The sequence below is a fragment of the Streptomyces sp. NBC_00310 genome (genome assembly GCF_036208085.1).
GTDB lineage: Bacteria > Actinomycetota > Actinomycetes > Streptomycetales > Streptomycetaceae > Streptomyces.
Map to the genome: position 1 here is coordinate 7,685,003 of NZ_CP130714.1, position 21,902 is coordinate 7,706,904.

Genomic DNA, 21,902 nt, shown 5'->3' on the forward strand with positions numbered 1-21,902 from the left:
GTCGCCTTCTCTCCGGGTACCGCCCCAGTCACCTACATCTACACCTGCGCCTGCACCACCACGTCAGGTCAGGCGTTGACGTTGACCGCCGCCCACGCCGCGTTCACGGCCGCGTACTCCGTGCTGCCGGCGCCGTAGAGGGAGGACGCCGCGTTCAGGGTCGCCGTGCGGGCGCCCTTGTAGTTGGTCGTCGAGGTCATGTACGTGCTCAGCGCCTTGTACCAGATCTGGACGGCCTTGGCGCGGCCGATGCCGGTGATCGTGGCGCCGTTGGAGGTGGGGGAGTTGTACGCCACCCCGTTGATCGTCTTCGAACCGCTGCCCTCGGAGAGGAGGTAGAAGAAGTGGTTCGCCGGGCCCGACGAGTAGTGGACGTCCAGGCCGGCCAGCGACGACGACCAGTAGTTGGCCGAGTTGCCGTCCTTGCTGGGCTGGTCCATGTAGCGCAGCGGGGTGCCGTTGCCGCGGATGTCGACCTTCTCGCCGATGAGGTAGTCGCCCGGGTCCTTGGAGTTGGCGGCGTAGAACTCGACCGCCGTGCCGAGGATGTCCGAGGTGGCCTCGTTCAGGCCGCCGGACTCGCCGGAGTAGTTGAGGCCGGCCGTGTTCGAGGTCAGGCCGTGGGTCATCTCGTGGCCGGCCACGTCCAGGGAGGTGAGCGGCTTGACGTTGCCGTCGCCGTCGCCGTACGTCATGCAGAAGCAGCTGTCGGACCAGAAGGCGTTGACGTACGCGTTGCCGTAGTGGACACGGGAGTACGCGGCGACGCCGTTGTTCTTGATGCCGTTGCGGCCGAGGACGTTCTTGTAGAAGTCCCAGGTGACCTGGGCGCCGTAGTGGGCGTCCACCGCGGCGTTCTGGTCGGTCGAGGAGCTCGTCGCGGTGCCGGTGCCCCAGACGTCGTTGGCGTCGGTGAAGAGCGTGCCGGCCGAGGACGACGTGGCGCGGGCCTTGTTGTACGTCTTGTGGCTGCCACGGGTGGCGTCCGTCAGGTTGTACGTCGAGCCCGACAGGGTCGTGCCGATGGTGACCGTGCCGTTGTACTGGCTGTTGCCGGTGCCGGTCTGGATGGCCTCGAACTCGTACAGCTTCTTGCCGGTCTCCGCGTCGGTGATGACGTGGAGCTCCTGCGGGGTGCCGTCGTGCTGGAAGCCGCCGACGACCGTCTCGTAGGCGAGCGCGGGCTTGCCGTTCGCCGCCCACACGACCTTGCGCGGCGCCTTGTCCGCCTCGGTCTTCGTCGAGCCCTCGGCCTTGGCGGCCTTCAGCGCCTGCTTCTCGGCGGTGGCCTTGGTGACGTCCGCGGTGAGGTCGGAGACCTTGACGGAGGCGTCGGTGGCCTTGGTGATGCTCTTGATGTCGCCGGCCTTGGACTCGTGGACGACCAGGTCGCCGCCGAGCACCGGGAGGCCGCCGAAGGTGCGCTCGTAGCGCGTGTGGACGGTGCCGTCCGCGTCCTTGAGGACGTCGCGGACGACCAGCTCCTCCTTGGCGCCCAGGCCTATCTCGTCGGCGGTCTCGGCCGTGGCCGCGTCCGCCTTCTTGATCAGGGCCGTGCGCGCGGCGGGGGTCAGCGGGGCCGGGGCGCCGGCCGGCTGGGCCTTGTCCGCGACGGGCGCGGGCTGGGCGGTGGCACCGGAGGTCAGTCCGGTGGTCAGCAGCGCGCCGGCGGCGACAGCGGTCGCGATGGCCAGCGTGGTTCGCTTGCGACGCGCGTAGAACGGAGTCACTCATGCTCCTTGGTGGGGGAGACCGGACGTCATGGGGGTGCCGTCCGGCGGATCTGAAGTTACGAGTGCGGCGGGTGGGTGAAGAGTGGCACCCCGGGCGCGTACATGTCAGGAGGGCAAAGTGATGTTGGCCGAAAGTCAACCGTCCGGAAATGTTGCCGCCATGTAAAACGGTTTCGAACGCGGCAAAGGGGCGGCAAAGCAGGTCCCGGTGAACGGCAAAGAAGGCGCCGCCCCGGGGAGTTGGATCCACCGGGGCGGCGCCCTGTCACGTCACGCTCGTGCCGGGCCCTGTATACGAAGGGCCGTGCCGCGCCCTACGGGAACGTCAGCTTCCAGCTGTTGATGTATCCGGTGTCCCGGGCCGCGTTGTCCTGGACCCTCAACTGCCATACGCCGTTGGCGACTTCGGAGGACGCGTTCACGGTGTACGTGGTGTTGAGGTTGTCCGAGCTGCCACCGGCGCCGTACGCCTTCATGGTGTACGCCGTGCCGTCGGGAGCGACCAGCTGGACCTGGAGGTCACCGACGTAGGTGTGGACGATGTCCACGGCGACCGCGAGGTTCGAGGGCGCGTTGCCGGTCCGGCCGGAGACGGTGATCGGCGAGGTGACCGCCGCGCCGTTGTCCGGAATCGATACGTCGGTCGTGCTCTCGAACGACGTACCGCCGCCCCCGCCGCCGCCGGGCCGCGTGCCCACGTTGATGCCCGCCCACGCGTTCTGCACCGCCGTGTACTCGGCGGACGTGGTGCCGTACAGCTCACCGGCGACCGCGAGCGTGCCGGTGCGGGCCGCCGCGTAGTTGGTCGTCGACGTGAACTTCGTGGTCAGCGCCTTGAACCAGATCTGCTCCGCCTTGGCGCGGCCGATGCCCGTCACCGGGAGGCCGTCCGAGGTGGGCGAGTCGTAGCTGACGCCGTTGATGGTCTTGGCGCCGCTGCCCTCGGAGAGGAGGTAGAAGAAGTGGTTCGCGGGGCCCGACGAGTAGTGCACGTCGATCGAGCCGATGCCCGAGTACCAGGCGTCCTTGGACGAGCCGTCCTTGCTGGGCTTGTCCATGTAACGCAGCGGCGTGCCGTCGCCGTTGATGTTGATCTCCTCGCCGATGAGGTAGTCACCGACGTCGGAGGAGTTCGCCGCGTAGAACTCGACCGTCGAGCCGAAGATGTCCGAGGTGGCCTCGTTCAGGCCGCCGGACTCACCGGAGTAGTTGAGACCCGCCGTGTTGGAGGTGAGGCCGTGGGTCATCTCGTGGGCGGCCACGTCGATCGACGTCAGCGGGTTGGCGTTGCCCGAGCCGTCGCCGTACGTCATGCAGAAGCAGGTGTCCTGCCAGAACGCGTTGACGTAGTTGTTGCCGTAGTGCACACGCGAGTAGGCGCCGACGCCGTCACCGCGGATGCCGCTGCGGCCGTGCACGTTCTTGTAGTAGTCCCAGGTCAGCGCGGCGCCGTAGTGGGCGTCGGCGGCGGCCGACTCCAGGTTCGACGGGGCGCCGTTGCCCCACACGTCGTCGGGGCCGGAGAACAGGGTCCCGGTACCGGAGGTGCCGCGGTTCAGGTTGTACGTCTTGTGGTTGCCGCGCGCGCCGTCGGTGAGGTTGTACGTCGAGCCGGACTGCGTGGTGCCGAGGGTCACCGAGCCGCTGTACACCGTGTTGCCGGTGCCGGTCTCGACCGCCTCCCACTCGTACAGCTTCGCGCCGCTGGTGGCGTCGGTGACGACGTGCAGCTCCTGCGGGGTGCCGTCGTGCTGGAAGCCGCCGACGACCGTCTCGTAGGCGAGGACGGGCTTGCCGCTCGCGGCCCAGACGACCTTGCGGGGCGCGCGGTTGACCTCGGGGCTCTTGGCGTCCTCGGCCTTCGCCGCGCCGAGCGCCTGCTTCTCGGCCTTGGCCTTGGTGACGGTGGGCGTCAGCGAGGGGACACCGATCTTCGCCTTGGTGGCCTTGACGATGCCCTCGGTCTCGCCCGCCTTCGAGGTCTCGACGACCAGGTCGCCGCCGAGGACCGGGAGGCCGTCGTACGTCCGCTCGTACCGGGTGTGCACGGTGCCGTCGCGGTCCTTGACCACGTCACGGACGACGAGCTTCTCCTTCGCGCCGAGGTTCAGCTCCTCGGCGGTCTCCGCCTTCGTGGCGTTGGCCTCGCGTATCAGCTCGGCCCGCTGGGCGGGGGTGAGCTTGACCGGGACCGCGCCCTGGCCGGCCTTGCCCGCGGCCGACGGTGCCTTCTCCGGGGCGGCGGTGGCGGCGCCCGACTGGACGGCCGTGGCCAACAGGGCGGTGACGGCGACGAGCGCGCCGGCGGCCGCGCGCCGGCGGGCGCTGTGGCCGAAAGTGTTACCGGTGTGGGAGGTGCGTCTGTGGGACTGGCGTCTCAACACTGACTCCTTCTGCGTGGCCGCGGTTCGCGCGGCCAGGGGAGACCGGACGGCTGGTGGCCGCCCGGGCAGAACAAGGTGAGAACTGGTGAACGCTTAAACCACATGCGTGGGGGGTGCTTCGCGGCACGGCGAGCCCTGCTTGTGAGGTTGCTGTGTCGCGGTTGTGGGCAGAGTGGCAGGAGACTGTGGGTCCTGTCAGGAGCGCGTCAACAAGTTGGCCGGAAATCGTCCGTTGCCCGGTTGGTCATGTTCGCTATACGGACCGTTCGCTCTACGGACCGTTTCGCTGTGCGCGGGCGACGCGTCTGATCAGCTCCGCGCCATCCGCTGCCTGATCTCCTCCAGCGCCTCGCCGGCCGGCAGGCCGGTCAGCCCCTCGGCGAGAGGCGCGTGGTCGGTGCAGAACCACACGGCGTTCGGCGGGTGTCCGACCCAGCCCACGGGATACGTGAAGTTCCCCTGGAAATACACCAGAGCGAACTCCGTGAGTTCCCTGCCGTCATGCAGGGAAGCCGGGCATACGGCACACGTCGGGGGCATCAAGGTGCGGCAACTCCTCGTTCTCGTCGGGCTGTCGGGCTGTCGGGCATTCTCGTACGGCGTCGTGCCCGCCCGTCAGCCGAGGCCCAGTTCGCGGCGCCACCGCCAGGCGAGTGCGAGGCAGGTGCGGCCCGCCGCGAGGGTGCCCGGGTGGGTCGCGTAGCCGAGGACGTTCTCCTCGGTGAAGGGGATGCCCTGGTAAGCCGTGCCGGTACGGCTGCCGACGACGAGGACGCCCTCCTCGTTGCGTTCGCCCATCGCCGCGAAGATCTCGTCGAAGGCGGCCGCGTCCCATACGCAGACCAGGCAGATCTCGGGCTTCCAGGGCAGCGGGTCCAGTCCGAGGCCGAGGAACCGCACGCGCGCCCGGCCCTCGTGCACGGCCCGCTGGAAGTCCGCGTACGGGAGGTCGCGCTCGTAGTCGATGGTCACGCCGCCGTCACCGGTGGCGTCGGCCGCGCCGAGGAATTCCTCCGCGTACTCGCGCATCGTGTTGCGCCACAGGTCGAGGTCGGACCGCCAGACGGGCAGGGCGTCCGTATGCGGCTGGAACTCCCCGGCCGGAACGACGTGCGTGATGCCCGTCGCCACGGCGACCTTGCCCGCCTCGCGCCGGTGCAGGAAGAAGTACGGCCGGCCGTCCTCGATCCGGATCGTCAGGGTGCTGATCCCCGGGAGCGCGGCCCGTGCGCCCAGCGCGAAGGGGCTGCCCAGCCTGCGCCGGTAGGGGCCTGCCGGCGGCCTGCCCCCGCCCTTGCCCCTGCCGCGCAGATCGCGCAGCGCCGCCTCGTACGCGAGGGCCTCGCCGGTGTCCAGGCCGTCGAAGTAGTGGCTGAGGGAGAAGGTGAGGTCGAGCCCGGCCTCCGGGGCGTCCGCCGGCGGGGCGGCGACCTCCAGCAGGCGGTACGAGGGGCCGTTGAACCAGACGGTGGGGCGGTCGTACGCCTCGATCGCGGCCGAGTAGGCGGTCAGCCGGCCGGTGCTCTCGCCGCGCGGCCAGTAGCGGTGCAACGTCGCGCGGGAGCCGTCCAGCCGCTCCTCGGGCCTGGTATCACGCAACGTCATCCGGATGGCGTCCAGGGGGAGCGGCCGGGGCGGGATCCAGCCGGGCCGGGTCAGCAGGGGCAGCTCCGGGTCCGCGCGGTGTGCCGCCTGGGCACCGTGGCACGCCGTGGTCAACTCCGTTCGTCGGAGCCGTAGATGCTGCCGGGTGCGGACGAACAGCGCGACACTCCGCTCCCGGCTCGCCAGCCGCTGCGGCGCGTAGGCGAGCATCGCGGCCACGACCGCGACCAACAGTCCGGCCGCCCCGAACACGGTCTCCCACTCCATGACGTCCCCCGTCGAATCGACCTTGATCATTCAATCAGGAGAGGGGGCGGAGCGGCAGACCGCCGGGGGCGGGCAGGGGCCGGGCGCCTGCGGCGGGGTTGACCACGGCGACGAGCTTGCGCGGCCTGCCGCCACCGCCTGGGCACCGGCCGGCCCAGGGAAGGGGCTCCGAACTCGGCGTGTTCCGGCCCACCGTGTTCCCGAAGGCCGCCGCGGCGAACCACGAACCGGCCCCAGCGCCCTGAGAGTTCCGCCACCCCATGTCGCCGCCCGACCGCGACCGCCCGTCCCACCGAACGCCCTCGCTGTCGTCGACGCCAACGCTGCCTTCAGGCCGATCCCTCCCCGTGCCACCTCTGCCACAGGGCCGCGTACGCGCCGTTCGCCGCCACCAGCTCCTCGTGCGTGCCGAGTTCCGTGAGGCGGCCGTCCTCCATGACGGCCACACGGTCCGCGTCGTGGGCGGTGTGGAGGCGGTGGGCGATGGCGATGACGGTGCGGCCGTGGAGGACGGCGGCGAGGGCGCGTTCGGTGTGGCGGGCGGTGGTGGGGTCGAGGAGGGCGGTGGCCTCGTCGAGGATGAGGGTGTGGGGGTCGGCCAGGACCACGCGGGCGAGGGCGAGTTGCTGGGCCTGGGGGCCGTCCGTGCGGCGACCGCCCTCGCCGAGGCGGGTGTCGAGGCCGTCGGGGAGGTCACGGACCCAGTGGTCCGCGCCCACGGCCGTCAGCGCCGCCCACAACTCCTCGTCGGTGGAGGCCGGTTCGGCGATGAGGAGGTTGTCGCGGACCGTGCCCAGGAAGACGTGGTGCTCCTGGGTGACGAGGACGACCTGGCGGCGCAGGCGTTCCGGGCCGAGGCCCACGACGGGGACGCCGCCGACCGTCACCGACCCGGCTGTCGGCGCGTCGATGCCGGCCAGGAGGCGGCTCAGCGTCGTCTTGCCGGCGCCGGACGGGCCCACCACCGCGAGTCGTTCGCCCGGCCGTACCGTCAGGTCGACGCCCCGCAGCACCTCGCCGCCCCGGTCGTACGCGTAGCGGACGCCCGTCACGTCGATGCGGTCGTCCGCCGGTTCCGGAGAGTCGCCGGAGTCCGCGCGTGGGGCCCCGGCCAGCCCCTCCACCCGGGCGAACGAGGCGCCGCTGCTCTGCAGCAGCTCGACCCGCATCAGGATCTCGTCGAGCGGCCCGCTGAGCTGTTGCAGATACAGGGCCGCCGACACCACCGCGCCCAGAGTGACCGAGCCGCGCGCGAGCAGCACCCCGCCGAGGAGGAGCACGAGCACCTGGGGCACGAAGTACGAGATATCCACCCCCGGGAAGAACACCGTGCGCAGGAACAGGGTGTGGAACCGCCGCCGCCGGGACACCTCCAGTGCGTCCCGGCTCGCCGTGATCCGCCGTCGCTCCAGCCGCAGCGCCTCGACCGTACGGGCCCCGGACGCGGTCGCCGCGACGATCTCCGCGACCTCGGAACCGGCCGCGCCCTCCGCGAGGTAACCGGTACGCGCCCGGCGCAGATACCAGCGCAGCACCACCCCGATGCCGCTCAGCCCGAACAGCACGCACACCCCGAGCAGCGGGTCCAGCGCGAACACCGCGCCGATCAGGAACAACGCCTGTACCGAGCTGATCAGCAACTCGGGACCCACGTCACGCAACGTCCTGCCGACCGCGTCCACATCGGCCGTGCCGCGCGCCGTCAGGTCACCGGTCCCCGCCCGCTCCACGACGGACGCCGGCAGCGCCAGCGTCCGGTCCACGAACTCCTCCCGCACCCGCGCCAGCGTCCGCTCCCCGAACCGGTGCCCCACATACCGGGCCCAGCGCGCCAGCAGCAACTGCGCCACCGCGCACAGCAGGATCACCGACGCCAGCCGGTCCACCGCCCCGACGCCGCCCCCGCCGCGCACCTCGTCGATGATCCGCCCCAGCAGCCACGGCCCGGCCAGCCCCATCGCGGCGGCCGCCCCGTTCAGCCCCAGCACGGCCAGGAACGCCCGCCCGTCCGCCCGCACCAGCCGTACGGTGGCCCGTCGTACGGCGGCCGCGTCGGCGATGGGCAGCCGGCCCGGGGAGTGGGGGGTGGGTCCGACCGTCGTCACCGTACGACCTCCTCGGCGCCAGAGCTCTGCGCGCTGCCCATGTCCGTGTTGTCTGTGTTGTCCGCATCGTTCTCGTCCTCCCCGGCGTCCCGCGCCACCAGCGCCCGGTAGCCCGGCTCGGCGGCCAGGAGCTCGCGGTGGCCGCCGGTGGCCGCGACCTTGCCGTCGACCAGGTGCAGGACCGTGTCGGCGTGGTCGAGGACGAGGGGCGAGGTGGTGGTGACGAGGGTCGTACGGCCCTCGCGGGCGGCCCGCAGCCGCTGGGCGACGCGGGCCTCGGTGTGGGCGTCGAGCGCCGAGGTCGGCTCGACGGCGAGCAGGATCTCGGGGTCGGCCACCAGTGCCCGGGCCAGCCGTACGCGTTGCCGCTGGCCGCCGGAGAGGTTGCGGCCCTGCGCGTCGATCGCCGAGTCGAGGCCGTCCGACAGGCCCTGCACGATGTCCTCGGCCACGGCCGCGCGCAGCGCCCGAGCGGCCGCCTCGTCGTCGACGTCGCCGTGTCCGCCGAGCAGTTCGCGCAGCCGTCCCGCGAACAGGTCGGCCTCGTGGTCGGCGACCAGGATCCGCGCGCGGACCTGCGCCAACGGGATCGCGTCGAGCGGGGTTCCGCCCCAGGTCACCGCCGTCGGCGCGTACCGGCCGAGCCGGTCGACCACGGCTGCCGCGTCGGCCGGCCGGTCGGCCGCCAGCGCGACCAGCCGCCCGGGCGGCACCCGTACGCCCGACTCGGGGTCGTGCAGCGCCGAGGGCTCGGCGGGCGCGTCCGTGGTGCCGTGGTCCGGCAGCGGCTCCAGGGTCAGGAAGCGGATGACGCGCCGTGCGGCCACCACCCCGCGGCTCACCTCGTACCCCCAGTCGACGAAGTACGACACCGGCCGCACCAGCACGGTGACATACCCGTACACCGACACCAACTCGCCCACCGTGATGGCCCCTTGGGCAGCCAGCCGGGCCGCGAGCCAGGTCACCACCGCGAGGAACAGCGTCGGCAGTCCCACCCCGAGCGCCTGCATCCAGCTGGTCACCGACCCCACCCGGTACCCCTGCGCCCGCAGCCGCTGCGAGTCCCGGTGGAACGCGTCCGCGACCAGCCCCTTGCCACCGAGCCCGTTGAGGACGCGCAGCCCGCCCGCGAGGTCCGCGATCCGCGCCGTCAGCACGCCCTGCCGCTCGCGGTACTCCGTCTCCGTGCCCTGCAGCCGCCGCATCAACGGCCCCACGAGTAAGGCCATCAGCGGCATCCCGAGCAGGACGACTGCGGCGATCGGGAGCGAGACCGACACGAGCAGCCCGGCGACCACCAGATACGCGGCGATCGCGCCGACGCCCGGCCCGATGACCGTCAGGGACGAGGAGATCGTGTGGACGTCGCCCACGCCGATCGTGACGACCTCCCCGGCGCCGACGCGGCGCGGCAGGGCCGCCCCCAGCCGGACCGCGTGCGCCATCACGACCTTCACCGTGCGGAAGTTGGCGTCCATCCGGACCCGGGTCATCGTGCGGTGACGCATGATGCTCAGCCAGGCGTTGAAGGCGCCGACGCCGAAGAGGGCGGCCGTCCAGCCGGCCAGGGCGCCGCGGTCACCGGGTTCCAGGCCCTCGTCGATCGCCCGGGAGAGCAGGTACGGGGTGGCCGCGAGCAGGATCATCCACACGCAGGAGATGAGGGAGCCGAGGGCGGAGCGGCCCGCCTGTTGTCTGACCAGCCACCACAGGTAGCGGGCGCCGCCTCGGCAGTCGGGTGTGCCGGGGTCCTCGTACGCGTTGATCATTGGCCCCCGGTTTCTGTGTGGACTCGGATGAGGATGAGTGGGTGCGTTCTCGGGTTCGGGCCCGGTGGGGGCTGGTCGCGCCAACCGGCGGAGCCGCATGGTGATACAGCCCGGCGCCCCTTGAGGGAAGGGCTTCGCCCTTCCCTCAAGGGCGCGCTACGCCAGGCTGTCCCGCCATGCCCGGTGCAGGTCCGCGAACCTGCCCGTGCCCGCGATCAGGTCCGCCGGGGTGCCGTCCTCGACGATCCGGCCGTGTTCCATCACCAGGACCCGGTCGGCGATCTCGACCGTGGAGAGACGGTGGGCGATCACCACGGCCGTACGGCCGCGCAGGACCGTGGACATGGCGCGCTGGACGGCCCGTTCGCCCGGGATGTCGAGGGAACTGGTCGCCTCGTCCAGGATGAGGACGGCCGGGTCGGCGAGCAACGCCCGTGCGAATGCCACGAGTTGACGCTGACCGGCGGAGATTCGGCCACCGCGCTTGCGGACGTCGGTGTCGTAGCCGTCTGGCAGGGCGCTGATGAAGTCGTGGGCGCCGATGGCCTTGGCGGCCCGCTCGATGTCCTCGCGGGTGGCGTCGGGCCGGCCGATGGCGATGTTCTCGGCGACCGTGCCGGAGAACAGGAACGACTCCTGGGTCACCATGACCACCCCGCGCCGCAGCTCGGGCACCGAGAGGTCACGCAGGTCGACGCCGTCCAGGAGGACCCGCCCGGACGAGGGGTCGTAGAAGCGGGCCACCAGCTTGGCGAGGGTCGACTTGCCGGCGCCGGTGGAGCCGACCACCGCCACCGTGCTGCCCGCCGCGAGGGTGAGGTCGAAGCGGGGCAGGACCTCGCCGCCGGTGCGGTACGCGAACCGCACCTCGTCGAACACGACCTCACGGCCCGGGAGTTCGGAGGCCGCGGCCGGCAGCTCCCGCGGCGCGGCGGGCTCCGGGACCGTCGGGGCCTGGGCCAGCAGGCCCGCGATCTTTTCCAGCGAGGCCGCAGCCGACTGGTACGAGTTGAGGAACATGCCGAGCCGGTCGATCGGGTCGTACAGCCGCCGCAGATACAGCACCGCCGCCGCCAGCACACCCAGCGCGAGCGTCCCGGACGCCACCCGGTACGCGCCCCACAGCACGATCGCCGCCACCGTGATGTTGGCGACGACACGGGAGCAGACCACGTAGCGGGCCATCTCCAGGATGGCGTCGCCGTTCCTGCGCTCGTGGTGCCGGTTCAGGGCGCCGAACTCCGTGTCGTTCGCGGCCTCCCGGCGGAACGCCCGCACCGGGCGGATGCCGTTCATCGTCTCCGCGAACTTCACGATCACCGCGGCGATCGCGGTGGACCGGGCCGTGTAGACGCTCGCCGCGCGCCGCTGGTACATCCGCACGAACCCGTACAGCGGCACGAACGACGCCAGCGCCGCCGCGCCCAGCCCCAGGTCCAGCCAGAGCAGCATCGCCGAGATGTAGACGAAGGCGAGGATCACGCCGATGAGTTCCTGCAGACCCTCGTTGAGCAGCTCCCGCAGGGACTCGACGTCCGTGGTGGACCGGGAGATGAGCCGGCCCGAGGTGTACCGCTCGTGGAAGTCGATGCTCAGCGCCTGCGCGTGCCGGAAGATCCGGCCGCGCAGATCCAGCAGCACGTCCTGGTTCACCCGCGCGGACGCCCCGATGAACGCGTACTGCAGTCCGCCGGCCGCCAGCGCGCACGCCAGATACCCGACCCCCACCACGACCAGCGGCCCGTGCCGGCCGTCCCGGAGCGCCGGTACGGCACGGTCGATCGCGTACGCCACCAGCAGCGGGCCCGCCTGCACCGCCGCCTGCTGGAGCAGGAGCAGCACACTCGCCATGACCACCCGGGCCCGCATCGGCGCGAGCAGGGAGCGCAGCAGTGCGAGGGTGGCGCCCGGGGGAGTGGGGAGGTTGTCGTGGTCGAACGGGTCGTCGGCGGACGCGTTCCGCGCGCCGGCGGGCCGGTCGCCGTCCGGCGACTTCCCCGGAGACGTGGCCTTGCCGGGCTCCCCGGTCGGCTGCTCGTTCGGCTCCTTGTTCGACTCCTCGTTCGGTTCCTTGTCCGGTGCGGTGGTCATGGACGCCGTCATCGCTCGTCCCCTTCGGTCCCGGACATCAGGTGGGCGTACTCCGTGTTCGTGCGCAGCAGTTCCTGGTGGGTGCCCACCGCTGTGACCCGGCCGCCGGAGAGCAGGGCCACGCGGTCGGCGAGCAGCACGGTCGACGGGCGGTGCGCCACGATCAGCGCGGTCGTCTCCGCGAGCACGCGGCGCAGCGCGGCCTCCACCGCGGCCTCCGTGTGCACGTCCAGTGCCGACAGCGGGTCGTCCAGCACGAGGAAGCGGGGGCGGCCGACCACCGCCCGCGCCAGCGCGAGGCGCTGCCGCTGGCCGCCGGAGAGGCTGAGGCCTTGTTCGCCGACCTGCGTGGCGCTGCCCTGGGGCAGCGCGTGCACGAACTCCGCCTGTGCGATGGCCAGGGCGCGGTCCAGCTCGGGCTCGCCCGCGTCCGGCCGGCCGCCCATGAGGACGTTCTCGCCGACGGTCGCGGAGAAGAGGGTGGGTTCCTCGAAGGCCACGGCCACCAGGGCGCGCAGCGATTCCCGGGGCATCTCGGTGATGTCGTGACCGTCCAGCGTGATGCGGCCCGAGGTGACCTCGTGCAGGCGGGGGACGAGGGCGGTGAGGGTGGTCTTGCCGGAACCGGTGGCGCCGACCAGGGCCATCGACTCGCCGTGGCGGATGTGCAGGTCGATACGGTCGAGCGTGGGGGCGGAGCCGGGGGCGGCGTCGGGATAGCGGAAGGTGACGTCGTGGAACCGGAGCCCGCTCGGCTGCCCCGCGCCGTCGACCCGTGCCGCCCCGGCGCCGTCGACCCGTGCCGCCCCGGAGGCGCGGCCGCTCGCCGCCGGGACAGCCGATGATTCCGGCTTTGATTCCGGCTTCTCGTCCATCACCTCGAAGTACCGCTCCGTCGCCGTCGCGGCCTCCTGGCTCATCGCCAGCAGGAAGCCGATCGAGTCGACGGGCCAGCGCAGCGCGAGGGCGGTGGAGAGGAAGGCGACCAGTGTGCCCGCCGACAGTTCACCGTCCGCGACCTGGACGACGCCCAGCACCAGCGCCGCGCCGATCGCGAGCTCGGGAAGCGTGATGATGACGCCCCAGATCGCCGACAGGAGGCGGGCCTTGCGCAGCTCCGTGCCCCGCAGGGTCCGCGACAGCTCACGGAACGCACGGGCCTGGCTGCGGTGCCGCCCGAACCCCTTGATGATGCGGATCCCGAGGACGCTCTCCTCGACGACCGTCGTCAGGTCACCGACCTGGTCCTGCGCGAGACGCGCGACCGCGGCGTACTTCCTCTCGAAGAGGACACAGGTGACGATCACGGGCACGACGGGCCCCAGGATGACCAGCCCGAGGGTCCAGTCCTGGGCCAGCATGATGATGACGCCGACCACGATGGTCACCGCGTTGACCAGCAGGAACGTCAGCGGGAAGGCGAGGAACATCCGCAGCAGCATCAGGTCGGTCGTACCGCGCGAGAGCAGCTGCCCGGAGGCCCAGCGGTCGTGGAAGGCGACCGGCAGGCGCTGCAGATGCCGGTAGAGGTCCGCGCGCATCGACGCCTCGACCCCGGCGAGGGGCCGCGCCACGAGCCAGCGCCGCAACCCGAACAGCAGCGCCTCGGTGAGGCCGAGCAGCAGCAGGTACAGCGCCCCGAGCCACACGCCCGCCGGGTCCCGGTCGGCGACCGGCCCGTCCACCATCCACTTCAGGACGAGGGGGATGAACAGGCCCACGCACGAGGCGACTATCGCGACGAACGCGGCGACGGACAGCCGCGCCCGCACGGGCCGCACATACGGCCACAGCCGCAGCAGCGTGCGCACGGCGGACCGCCCCTCGGCCTTCCGGGGCGCCTCGGCCCGCTCGGGCTCCTCGGGCTCCGAGGCCGTCTCGGGTTCCTCGGTCTGGTCGGGTTCCTCGGCGGTTGCACGTGTCGTGGACATCAGCAGCGAGCCTACGGATCGCCACTGACAACGCCCACCGAGTTTTGGCCGGACCGCGTTCGGTCTCACGTCCTACGACCTGCGCGGCCACGGGGGGCGTACGGGGAGCTCAGAGGGGTCGCACCGGCGCATGGGCCACCGGCTTCCGCAGGTCGCACAGCGGCCGGAACGTCGTCGACACCGCCCTCGGGACGGCCGGCTAGTGAGCCGGTCTTGAGGTCTGGTCTCGCCACGTGAGTCGTGTTCCGTTTCAGATCACGGTTCAGCCGGTGACAGTCACTGTGGTCTGCGGTCTGCTGTTGCCATGGGGGACAACAGGCTGGAGCCGCTGGTGTTGTCCGAAGCCGAGCGGCTGACGTTGCAGGGGTGGGCCAAGCGCCGAACTACAGCGCAGGGCCTGGCGAAGCGGGCACGGATCGTGCTCGCGTGTGCCGACGGGCTGAGCAATACCGCGGTGGCCGCCCGGCTGGAGACCGACCGCAAGACGGTGGCCCGGTGGCGGGCCCGGTTCCTGCGTGACCGGCTGGACGGTCTGAGCGACGAGCCGCGCCCGGGGGTGCCACGCACCATCACCGATGCCCAGGTGGAACAAGTGGTGGTGCGCACCTTGGAAGAGGTCCCGGCCGGGGCGACGCACTGGTCGAAGCGTGAGCTGGCCAGGCGGGTGGGGATCTCGCCGTCAAGTGTGCTGCGGATCTGGCGGGCATTCGGGCTACAGCCGTGGCGCACGGAGAACTTCAAGATCTCCCCGGATCCGCTGCTGATCGACAAGATCCGGGACGTGGTGGGCCTGTATCTGGCGCCGCCGGCGAACGCGGTGGTGTTCGCGGTGGACGAGAAGCCGCAGATCCAGGCCCTGGAACGGACAGCGCCTGTGCTGCCGATGGTGCCCGGCACGCCGGAGCGGCGCAGCTTCGACTACGTCCGGCACGGCACCATCGACCTGTTCGCGGCGCTGAACATCGCCACGGGGAAGGTGATCGGGAAGCTGTCCGCACAGCACCGGGCGGTCGACTTCCGCGGCTTCCTCGACGAGATCGACCGCCAGACCGAGCACGGCCTGACGGTCCACGTGATCTGCGACAACCTCTCTGCCCACAAGGCGCCGGCGGTGCACGAGTGGCTGCTCGCGCACCCACGGTTCCATCTGCACTTCACACCCACGTACTCGTCGTGGATCAATCAGGTCGAGCGATGGTTCGCCGAACTGGAGCGGCGCTGCCTCGAACGAGGTGTGTTCTGCTCCCTCGACGAACTCAAGACCGCGCTCGAAGACTGGATCAAGACCTGGAACGAAGACGCCAGGCCGTTCAAGTGGACCAAGACCGCCGACCAGATCATCGACCGGATCTGCCGCTACTGCGACAGGATCTCCGGACCAGCTCACTAGCTCGGATACGGCAGCAGACCGGCGGCGATCCTCTCCCAGGCCGCCTTCAGCTCGGCGAGCAGCTCCGGCTTGTCGGGGGCGAGGTCGGCCTGTTCCCGGGCGTCGGCGGCCAGGTTGTACAGATGGTCGGTGCCGGCGGCGTCCCGGTAGTACTTCCAGTCACCGCGCCGCAGCGCCCGGTTGGCCCGGACCCGCCAGAACAGGTCCCGCTCCGGTACCTGTTCGCCGCGCAGGAGATGGCCGACGAGGCTCTCGCCGTCGAGGGGGTGGGCCGGATCGGGCCGGGCGCCGCCCAGTTCCAGGAGGGTCGCCGTCCAGTCGGGGGAGAACAGCGGCTCGTCGCTGACCTGGTGGCCGTCGATCCGGGCGGGCCAGCGCAGAATCGTCGGCACCCGGATGCCGCCCTCCAGCAGCACGAACTTCTCCCCGCTGAGCGGCCAGTTGTAGGAGTAGCGCTCGCCGCCGTTGTCACTGGCGAACAGCACCACCGTGTTCTCCTCCTGCCCGGACCGGCGCAGCGCGGCCATGACCTCGCCGACGGCCGCGTCCAGGCTCTCCACCATCTGCGTGTACTTCTCGACCGAGCCGCCGTCGTAGTGGTTGAGCGCCCGGGACACCTCGGCCTGCGTCTTCGCGGCCCGGATCTTCGCCGCGATCTCGGCGCCGGTCTCCTGGTCGTCCTCCGCGAGCCAGGGCCAGTGCGGGGTGGTGAAGTTGAGGTTCAGCAGCCACGGCCTGTCGTGCCGGCGGCAGACGTACTCGACGGCCCGCTCGGTCAGGACCTCGGTGTAGTACCGCAGGTCCTTGTACTCGGCGTCCCCCTCGTAGAGGTCGTACGTGCCGAGCTGGCCCAGCTTGGAGAAGTACTCCAGCACGCCCCCGAAGTTGCCGAAGAACTCGTCCCAGCCGGACTTGGTGGGGCTGTGGTCGGGCAGCCAGCCGCAGTGCCACTTGCCGATCAGGGCGGTCGCGTAGCCCGCCTTCTTCAGCAGGGAGGCCAGCGTGGGGTGGTTCGGGTCCAGCCCCTGCGTCCTGTTGGCGACCGGCTCGGCGAGTCCACCCGGCGTACGGCCCGGGTATCGGCCGGTGTAGAGACTGAACCGGGTCGGCGAGCAGGTCGCCGACCCCGAGTACGCGTCGGTGAACCGCACCCCCTGCCGGGCCAGCCGGTCCAGGTTCGGTGTCCTGATGTGCGGAGCGCCGTACGAGGAGAGGTCGGCCCAGCCCAGGTCGTCACCGAGGATGACGAGGAGGTTGGGGCGCTTGCCGGAGGCCGTGGCGGGGCGGGCCTCGAAGGGGCGTTCGGCGGTGGCGGCCTCGGCGGGCGCGGCCTCGGCAGGGGCGGCCGCACCGGCGACGGCGGTCACCGCACCGCCGCCGACGAGACCACCGAAGGCACGACGGGATATCTCAGGCATGCGATCGAGTTGATCAGCGGTCCGCCGCCCTGGCCAGGCATCCGGCGAGGATTTCATGGACCTGCCACAGCCCCGAAACCCTGCCGCAGGCCTGCAACTCTGCCTCAGGCCTGCAACGTTGCCTCAGCCGAGCACCCGCAGCAGCAGCACACACCGCGCCGGTACCGTCACCGCCGCCCCCGCCCGGTGCACCACCCCCGGCCCCTCCTCCTGCTCCTCCCGTGACGTGTCGACGACCACCTCGTACCGCTGCGCCCACGGTGTCCCCGGCAGGACGAAGTCCACCGGGCGGTCGCCGGCGTGGAGGACGGTGAGGAAGCTGTCGTCGAGGATGGGCGCGCCGCGGGCGTCCCGGCCGGGGATGTCGCGGCCGGAGAGGTACATGCCGAGGGTCGCGGCCGGCGCGTACCAGTCCCGTTCGGTCATCTCCGTGCCGCGTGCCGTGAACCAGGCCAGGTCACGGAGCCCGTCCGCCGAGTGGGCCCGGCCGGAGAAGAAGGCCCGGCGGCGGAGTACCGGATGGGACTGGCGCAACGCGATCAGACGGGCCGTCAGGTCGAAGAGCGCCTTCCAGGCGGGGTCGTCCAAGAGCCGCCAGTCGAGCCAGCTGATCTCGTTGTCCTGGCAGTACGCGTTGTTGTTGCCCCCCTGGGTGCGGCCCAGTTCGTCACCGGCGACCAGCATCGGCACGCCCGTGGACAGCAGCAGCGTGGTCAGCAGGTTCCGCAGCTGCCGCCGCCGCAGCGCCCGCACGCGCTCGTCGTCCGTCTCGCCCTCGGTACCGCAGTTCCAGGACCGGTTGTCGTCCGAGCCGTCCCGGTTGCCCTCCCCGTTCGCCTCGTTGTGCTTGCGCTCGTACGACACCAGGTCCCGCAGGGTGAAACCGTCGTGCGCGGTGATGAAGTTGACCGACGCGTACGGCCGCCGTCCGCCCCACGCGTACAGGTCGCTCGACCCCGACAGCCGGTACCCCAGGTCCCGGACGTCCGGCAGCGCGCCCCGCCAGAAGTCCCGGACGGCGCCCCGGTAGCGGTCGTTCCACTCCGTCCACAGGGGTGGGAAGGCCCCGACCTGGTAGCCGCCCGAGCCCACGTCCCACGGCTCGGCGATCAGCTTCACCCGCCGCAGCACGGGGTCCTGGGCGATGACGGCGAGGAACGGGGAGAGCATGTCGACGTCGTGCATGGAACGGGCGAGGGCCGCCGCCAGATCGAAACGGAAGCCGTCCACCCCCATCTCCGTCACCCAGTACCGCAGCGAGTCGGTGATGAGCCGCAGGACATGCGGCTGGACCACGTGCAGCGTGTTCCCGCAGCCCGAGTAGTCCGCGTACCGGCGGGCGTCGCCCTGCAGGCGGTAGTAGCCCCGGTTGTCGATGCCGCGCAGCGACAGGCTCGGGCCGCGTTCGTCGGCCTCGGCCGTGTGGTTGTAGACGACGTCGAGGACGACCTCGATGCCGGCGGCGTGCAGGGCCCGCACCATCCGCCTGAACTCCCCGACCTGCTGCCCGGTCGTGCCCGACGACGCGTACCCCGCGTGCGGGGCGAAGTAGCCGATCGAGTTGTAGCCCCAGTAGTTGCGCATGCCCCGGCGCAGCAGATGGTCCTCGTGGGCGAACTGGTGCACGGGCAGCAGCTCCACCGCCGTCACACCGAGCTTCACCAGGTGCTCGATCGCCGCCGGATGCGCGAGACCGGCGTACGTGCCGCGCAGTTCCTCCGGGATGCCCGGGTGGGTCATGGTGAAGCCGCGGACGTGCAGCTCGTAGATGACCGAGTCGGCCCACGGGGTCTTCGGGCGGCGGTCGTCGATCCATTCGTCGTCGGGGGCGTCGTCGTGGACGACGACGCCCTTCGGGACGTGCGGCGCCGAGTCCCGCTCGTCGCGCACGGTGTCCGCGACATGCTGCTCGGGCCAGTCCCGGACGTGCGCGTACACCTCCGGCGGCAGACCGAACTCCCCGTCCACGGCCCGCGCGTACGGGTCGAGGAGGAGCTTCGCCGGGTTCCAGCGGGCGCCGGTCCACGGGTCCCAGCGGCCGTGCACGCGATAGCCGTACCGCTGCCCCGGCAGAACGCCCGGCACGAACCCGTGCCAGATCTCGTGGGTCAGCTCGGACAGCCTCAGCCGGGTCTCCTCGCCCGCCTCGGAGAACAGACACAGCTCGACGGCCTCCGCCCCGCCGGCCCACAACGCGAAGTTGGTGCCCGCGACCCCGTCGGGGCCCACCCGGAACCGCGCGCCGAGCGGCGTCGACGCCCCCGGCCACACGGGCCTCGTCTCCGGCGCGGTCTCCCCGCGCCGACCGCCGTTCAGCACGGTGGCCGGACGCGCGGCCGGTACCCCGCGCGTCCCTCGTACTTCCTCCTGCTCGGCTGCGCTCGACACCTCAGGCCTCCCGCGGCTCGGTGGGGCGACGGGAAAGGGGAAGCAAGGTGTCCCTGCCACTGCTCCCCGCCGAGTCGTCCTCCCAAGGGTTCTGCCCAGAGCACGCCTCGCACTCACGTTTCCCGGGGGCGTGCGCCGTCGTTGGGCCGCACGTGAACCACGCACAGACGCACGCGCGCCGCGCCGGGGCCGCCCTGGCCGCCGCACTCATCTGGGCCGGCCTGCTGGCCGGGGCCGCCGGCTGCACCGTCGGACCGCCACTGACCAGCGAAAAGGCACCGGACGATATGATCCGGGTCACGCCGGAGGACGGCAGCAAGGGCGTGCGCCCGGAGCAGCGCTTCGAAGTTCGGGTGCCCAGCGGGCGCCTGGAGTCCGTCAAGGTGGTGAAGTCCCAGGACGCGCAGGAGTCACCCGTACCGGGGCGGATGTCCGCCGACGGACTGACCTGGCGCCCCACCGGCTCACCGAAGCTCGCCCTGGCCGCCAGGTACACCGTCGACGCGGTCGCCCTCGACGGCCACGGCCGCCGCTCGGCTCGGCACGTCACCTTCACGACGGACGTCCCCGACGAGCGCTTCATCGCGTACGTCACGCCCGAGCACCGGGCCACCGTCGGCACCGGGATGATCGTCTCCCTGGAGTTCAACCGGGAGATCGAGGACCGCGCGGCGGTGGAACGCGCCGTCGACGTGACCGCAGAGCCGGCCGTCGAGGTCCGCCCGCACTGGTTCGGCAAGGGACGTCTCGACTTCCGCCCCGAGACGTACTGGAAGCCCGGCACCAGGGTCACCGTCGGTCTGCGGCTGCGGGACGTCGAAGGCGCCCCCGGCGTGTACGGCCAGCAGTACAAGACGTTCTCCTTCACCGTCGGCCGCCACCAGGTCAGCGTGGTCGACGCGGCGAAGCACACCATGCGCGTGGAACGCGGCGACGGCGTCCTCGCCACGCTCCCCGTCACGGCCGGGGCGCCGAAGACGACGACGTACAACGGGAAGATGGTCGTCACCGAGATGTTGGAGGTGACCCGGATGAACGGCGCCACCGTCGGTTTCAGGAAGGCGAACGGCAAGGGCGAGTACGACATCCCGGATGTTCCGCACGCCATGCGCCTCACCACCTCCGGCACCTTCCTGCACGGTAACTACTGGGCCCCGGACGCCTTCGGCAGGGCCAACGTCAGCCACGGCTGCGTCGGTCTGCGCGATGTGAAGGGCGGCAGCTCCGGCACCCCCGCCGGCTGGTTCTTCGACCGCAGCCTCGTCGGGGACGTCGTCGAGGTGATCAACAGCGACGACAAAAAGGTCGCTCCCGACAACGGGCTCGGAGGGTGGAACTTGGGGTGGAATGAATGGAAAGCGGGTGCCGCGGTGAAGTAGACCGACATAGGTGTACGCGCGCGGGGGAGCTCCCGAGGGCGGCGACTGTCCAAGTTGGGACTGAACGGTGACATACACCGAGGCCAAACCCTTCCGATCATCTGGTTAATGTACGTGCGTACGCGCGCGCTGCGCGTAGGGGTGCGGGCCTGATCAGGCCGTGCGAGGGGAGAACAGAACATTGAACGGGCGACCGATATCGGGGGCGTCGGTTGGCGCGCGGACACGGCGGCGCAAGGGGGCCCTGGCCATGCTGCCGGTCCTGATGCTGCTCGCCGTCACCGCGTGCGGCGGAGGCGGGGGTTCGGACTCGGGCTCCGGCGGCGACAAGGGGAAGGGCTCCGACAAGAGCGCCTCCGACAAGGCGGCCACCAAGGCCTCGGAAGCGGTGGTCTCCATCGCCCCGAAGAACGGCGCCGACGACGTGGCCACCAGCGGCGCCCTCAAGGTGAGCGCAGCCAAGGGCAAGCTGTCCGAGGTCACGGTCGAGAACGACAAGGGCGAGAAGATCGCCGGCGAGATATCCGGGGACGGCGCCACCTGGACGCCGTCCATCCACCTCAACTCGGCCACCGAGTACAAGGTGCACGCCGTCGCGAAGGACTCCGAGGGGCGTGAGGCGGCCGAGGACGCGTCCTTCACCACACTGACCCCGAAGAACACCTTCGTTGGCATCTTCACCCCCGAGGACGGCTCGAAGGTCGGCGTCGGCATGCCGTTCTCGATCCGCTTCACGCGGGGCATCACCGCCCCGGAGGACGTCGAGAAGGCCATCACCATCAAGACCGAGCCGGCCATCGACGTCGAGGGCCACTGGTTCGGCAACGACCGCATCGACTTCCGCCCGGAGAAGTACTGGAAGGCCGGCACGAAGGTCACCGTCGACCTCAACCTCGACGGCGTCGAGGGCCGCGACGGTGTCTACGGCGAGCAGAGCAAGAAGGTCTCCTTCACCATCGGCCGCAGCCAGGTCTCCGTCGTCGACGTCAAGAAGCTCACGATGAAGGTCCAGCGGGACGGCAAGGTCATCAAGACCATCCCCGTCACCACCGGCAAGCCCGGCATGGAGACCTGGAACGGCCAGATGGTCATCAGTGAGCGCCTGCGCGTGACCCGGATGAACGGCGAGACGGTCGGCTACGGCGGCGAGTACGACATCAAGGACGTGCCGGACGCCATGCGCCTGACCAACTCGGGCACCTTCATCCACGGCAACTACTGGGGCGGCGGCGCCTTCGGCAACTACAACGCCAGCCACGGCTGCATCGGCCTGCGCGACACCCGCGGCGGCTACGACCGCAAGGCGCCGGGCGCGTGGTTCTTCGACAACTCGATGGTCGGTGACGTCGTGGTCGTCAAGAACTCCAACGACCGCGTCGTCGACCCGGACAACGGCTACAACGGCTGGAACATGGCGTGGGACAAGTGGAAGGCGTGAG

Annotated in this window: 13 protein-coding genes; 3 read left to right on the plus strand and 10 right to left on the minus strand. The window is 71.2% G+C overall.

Annotation, left to right across the window (positions count from 1 at the left end):
• Positions 1-68: 68 nt before the first annotated feature.
• From OG202_RS33800 to OG202_RS33835, 8 genes are all read right to left on the minus strand, one after another.
• Positions 69-1,730 carry a M4 family metallopeptidase gene (locus tag OG202_RS33800; protein ID WP_326577258.1) on the minus strand — a complete coding sequence of 554 codons (1,662 nt, stop codon included), beginning with the start codon at positions 1,728-1,730 and terminating at the stop codon, positions 69-71.
• A 317-nt stretch (positions 1,731-2,047) separates the two neighbouring features.
• Positions 2,048-4,117: a M4 family metallopeptidase gene (locus OG202_RS33805; RefSeq protein WP_326577256.1), complete on the minus strand. Its 2,070-nt coding sequence runs from the start codon at positions 4,115-4,117 to the stop codon at positions 2,048-2,050.
• A gap of 309 nt (positions 4,118-4,426) precedes the next feature.
• Entirely contained in the window at positions 4,427-4,657 is a 231-nt protein-coding gene (locus OG202_RS33810) for a hypothetical protein (RefSeq protein WP_326577254.1), read from the minus strand.
• Between the two features lie 75 nt (positions 4,658-4,732).
• Positions 4,733-6,019: a hypothetical protein gene (locus OG202_RS33815; RefSeq protein ID WP_327727754.1), complete on the minus strand. Its 1,287-nt coding sequence runs from the start codon at positions 6,017-6,019 to the stop codon at positions 4,733-4,735.
• A 299-nt stretch (positions 6,020-6,318) separates the two neighbouring features.
• Complete coding sequence (locus tag OG202_RS33820) at positions 6,319-8,094, minus strand: ABC transporter ATP-binding protein (protein WP_327727753.1); 1,776 nt, start codon at positions 8,092-8,094, stop codon at positions 6,319-6,321.
• On the minus strand, positions 8,091-9,866 hold the full coding sequence (locus tag OG202_RS33825) for an ABC transporter ATP-binding protein (RefSeq protein ID WP_327727752.1): 1,776 nt from the start codon (positions 9,864-9,866) through the stop codon (positions 8,091-8,093). The genes OG202_RS33820 and OG202_RS33825 overlap by 4 nt, the downstream gene beginning before the upstream one ends.
• A gap of 156 nt (positions 9,867-10,022) precedes the next feature.
• Positions 10,023-11,969: an ABC transporter ATP-binding protein gene (locus OG202_RS33830; RefSeq protein WP_328224047.1), complete on the minus strand. Its 1,947-nt coding sequence runs from the start codon at positions 11,967-11,969 to the stop codon at positions 10,023-10,025.
• A complete protein-coding gene (locus OG202_RS33835) occupies positions 11,966-13,888 on the minus strand; it encodes an ABC transporter ATP-binding protein (RefSeq protein ID WP_328224048.1) in 1,923 nt (640 codons plus the stop codon). The genes OG202_RS33830 and OG202_RS33835 overlap by 4 nt, the downstream gene beginning before the upstream one ends.
• 304 nt (positions 13,889-14,192) lie before the next feature.
• Between OG202_RS33835 and OG202_RS33840 the strand changes: the two genes are divergently transcribed.
• The gene (locus OG202_RS33840; RefSeq protein WP_327727393.1) at positions 14,193-15,278 is read left to right on the plus strand and encodes an IS630 family transposase; all 1,086 of its coding nucleotides are present in this window, start codon (positions 14,193-14,195) and stop codon (positions 15,276-15,278) included.
• Here the strand turns inward: OG202_RS33840 and OG202_RS33845 are convergent.
• Positions 15,275-16,696: a sulfatase family protein gene (locus OG202_RS33845; RefSeq protein ID WP_327727749.1), complete on the minus strand. Its 1,422-nt coding sequence runs from the start codon at positions 16,694-16,696 to the stop codon at positions 15,275-15,277. The genes OG202_RS33840 and OG202_RS33845 overlap by 4 nt on opposite strands.
• A 123-nt stretch (positions 16,697-16,819) precedes the next feature.
• Positions 16,820-19,084: a glycogen debranching protein GlgX gene (gene glgX, locus OG202_RS33850; protein ID WP_328224049.1), complete on the minus strand. Its 2,265-nt coding sequence runs from the start codon at positions 19,082-19,084 to the stop codon at positions 16,820-16,822.
• 152 nt (positions 19,085-19,236) lie between these two features.
• Here glgX and OG202_RS33855 point away from each other — a divergent pair, with 152 nt between their 5' ends.
• Positions 19,237-20,463, plus strand: coding sequence for a L,D-transpeptidase (locus OG202_RS33855; protein WP_328224050.1), 1,227 nt, complete (start codon positions 19,237-19,239; stop codon positions 20,461-20,463).
• Between the two features lie 181 nt (positions 20,464-20,644).
• Positions 20,645-21,901, plus strand: coding sequence for a L,D-transpeptidase (locus OG202_RS33860; RefSeq protein ID WP_328224051.1), 1,257 nt, complete (start codon positions 20,645-20,647; stop codon positions 21,899-21,901).
• Position 21,902: the final 1 nt, after the last annotated feature.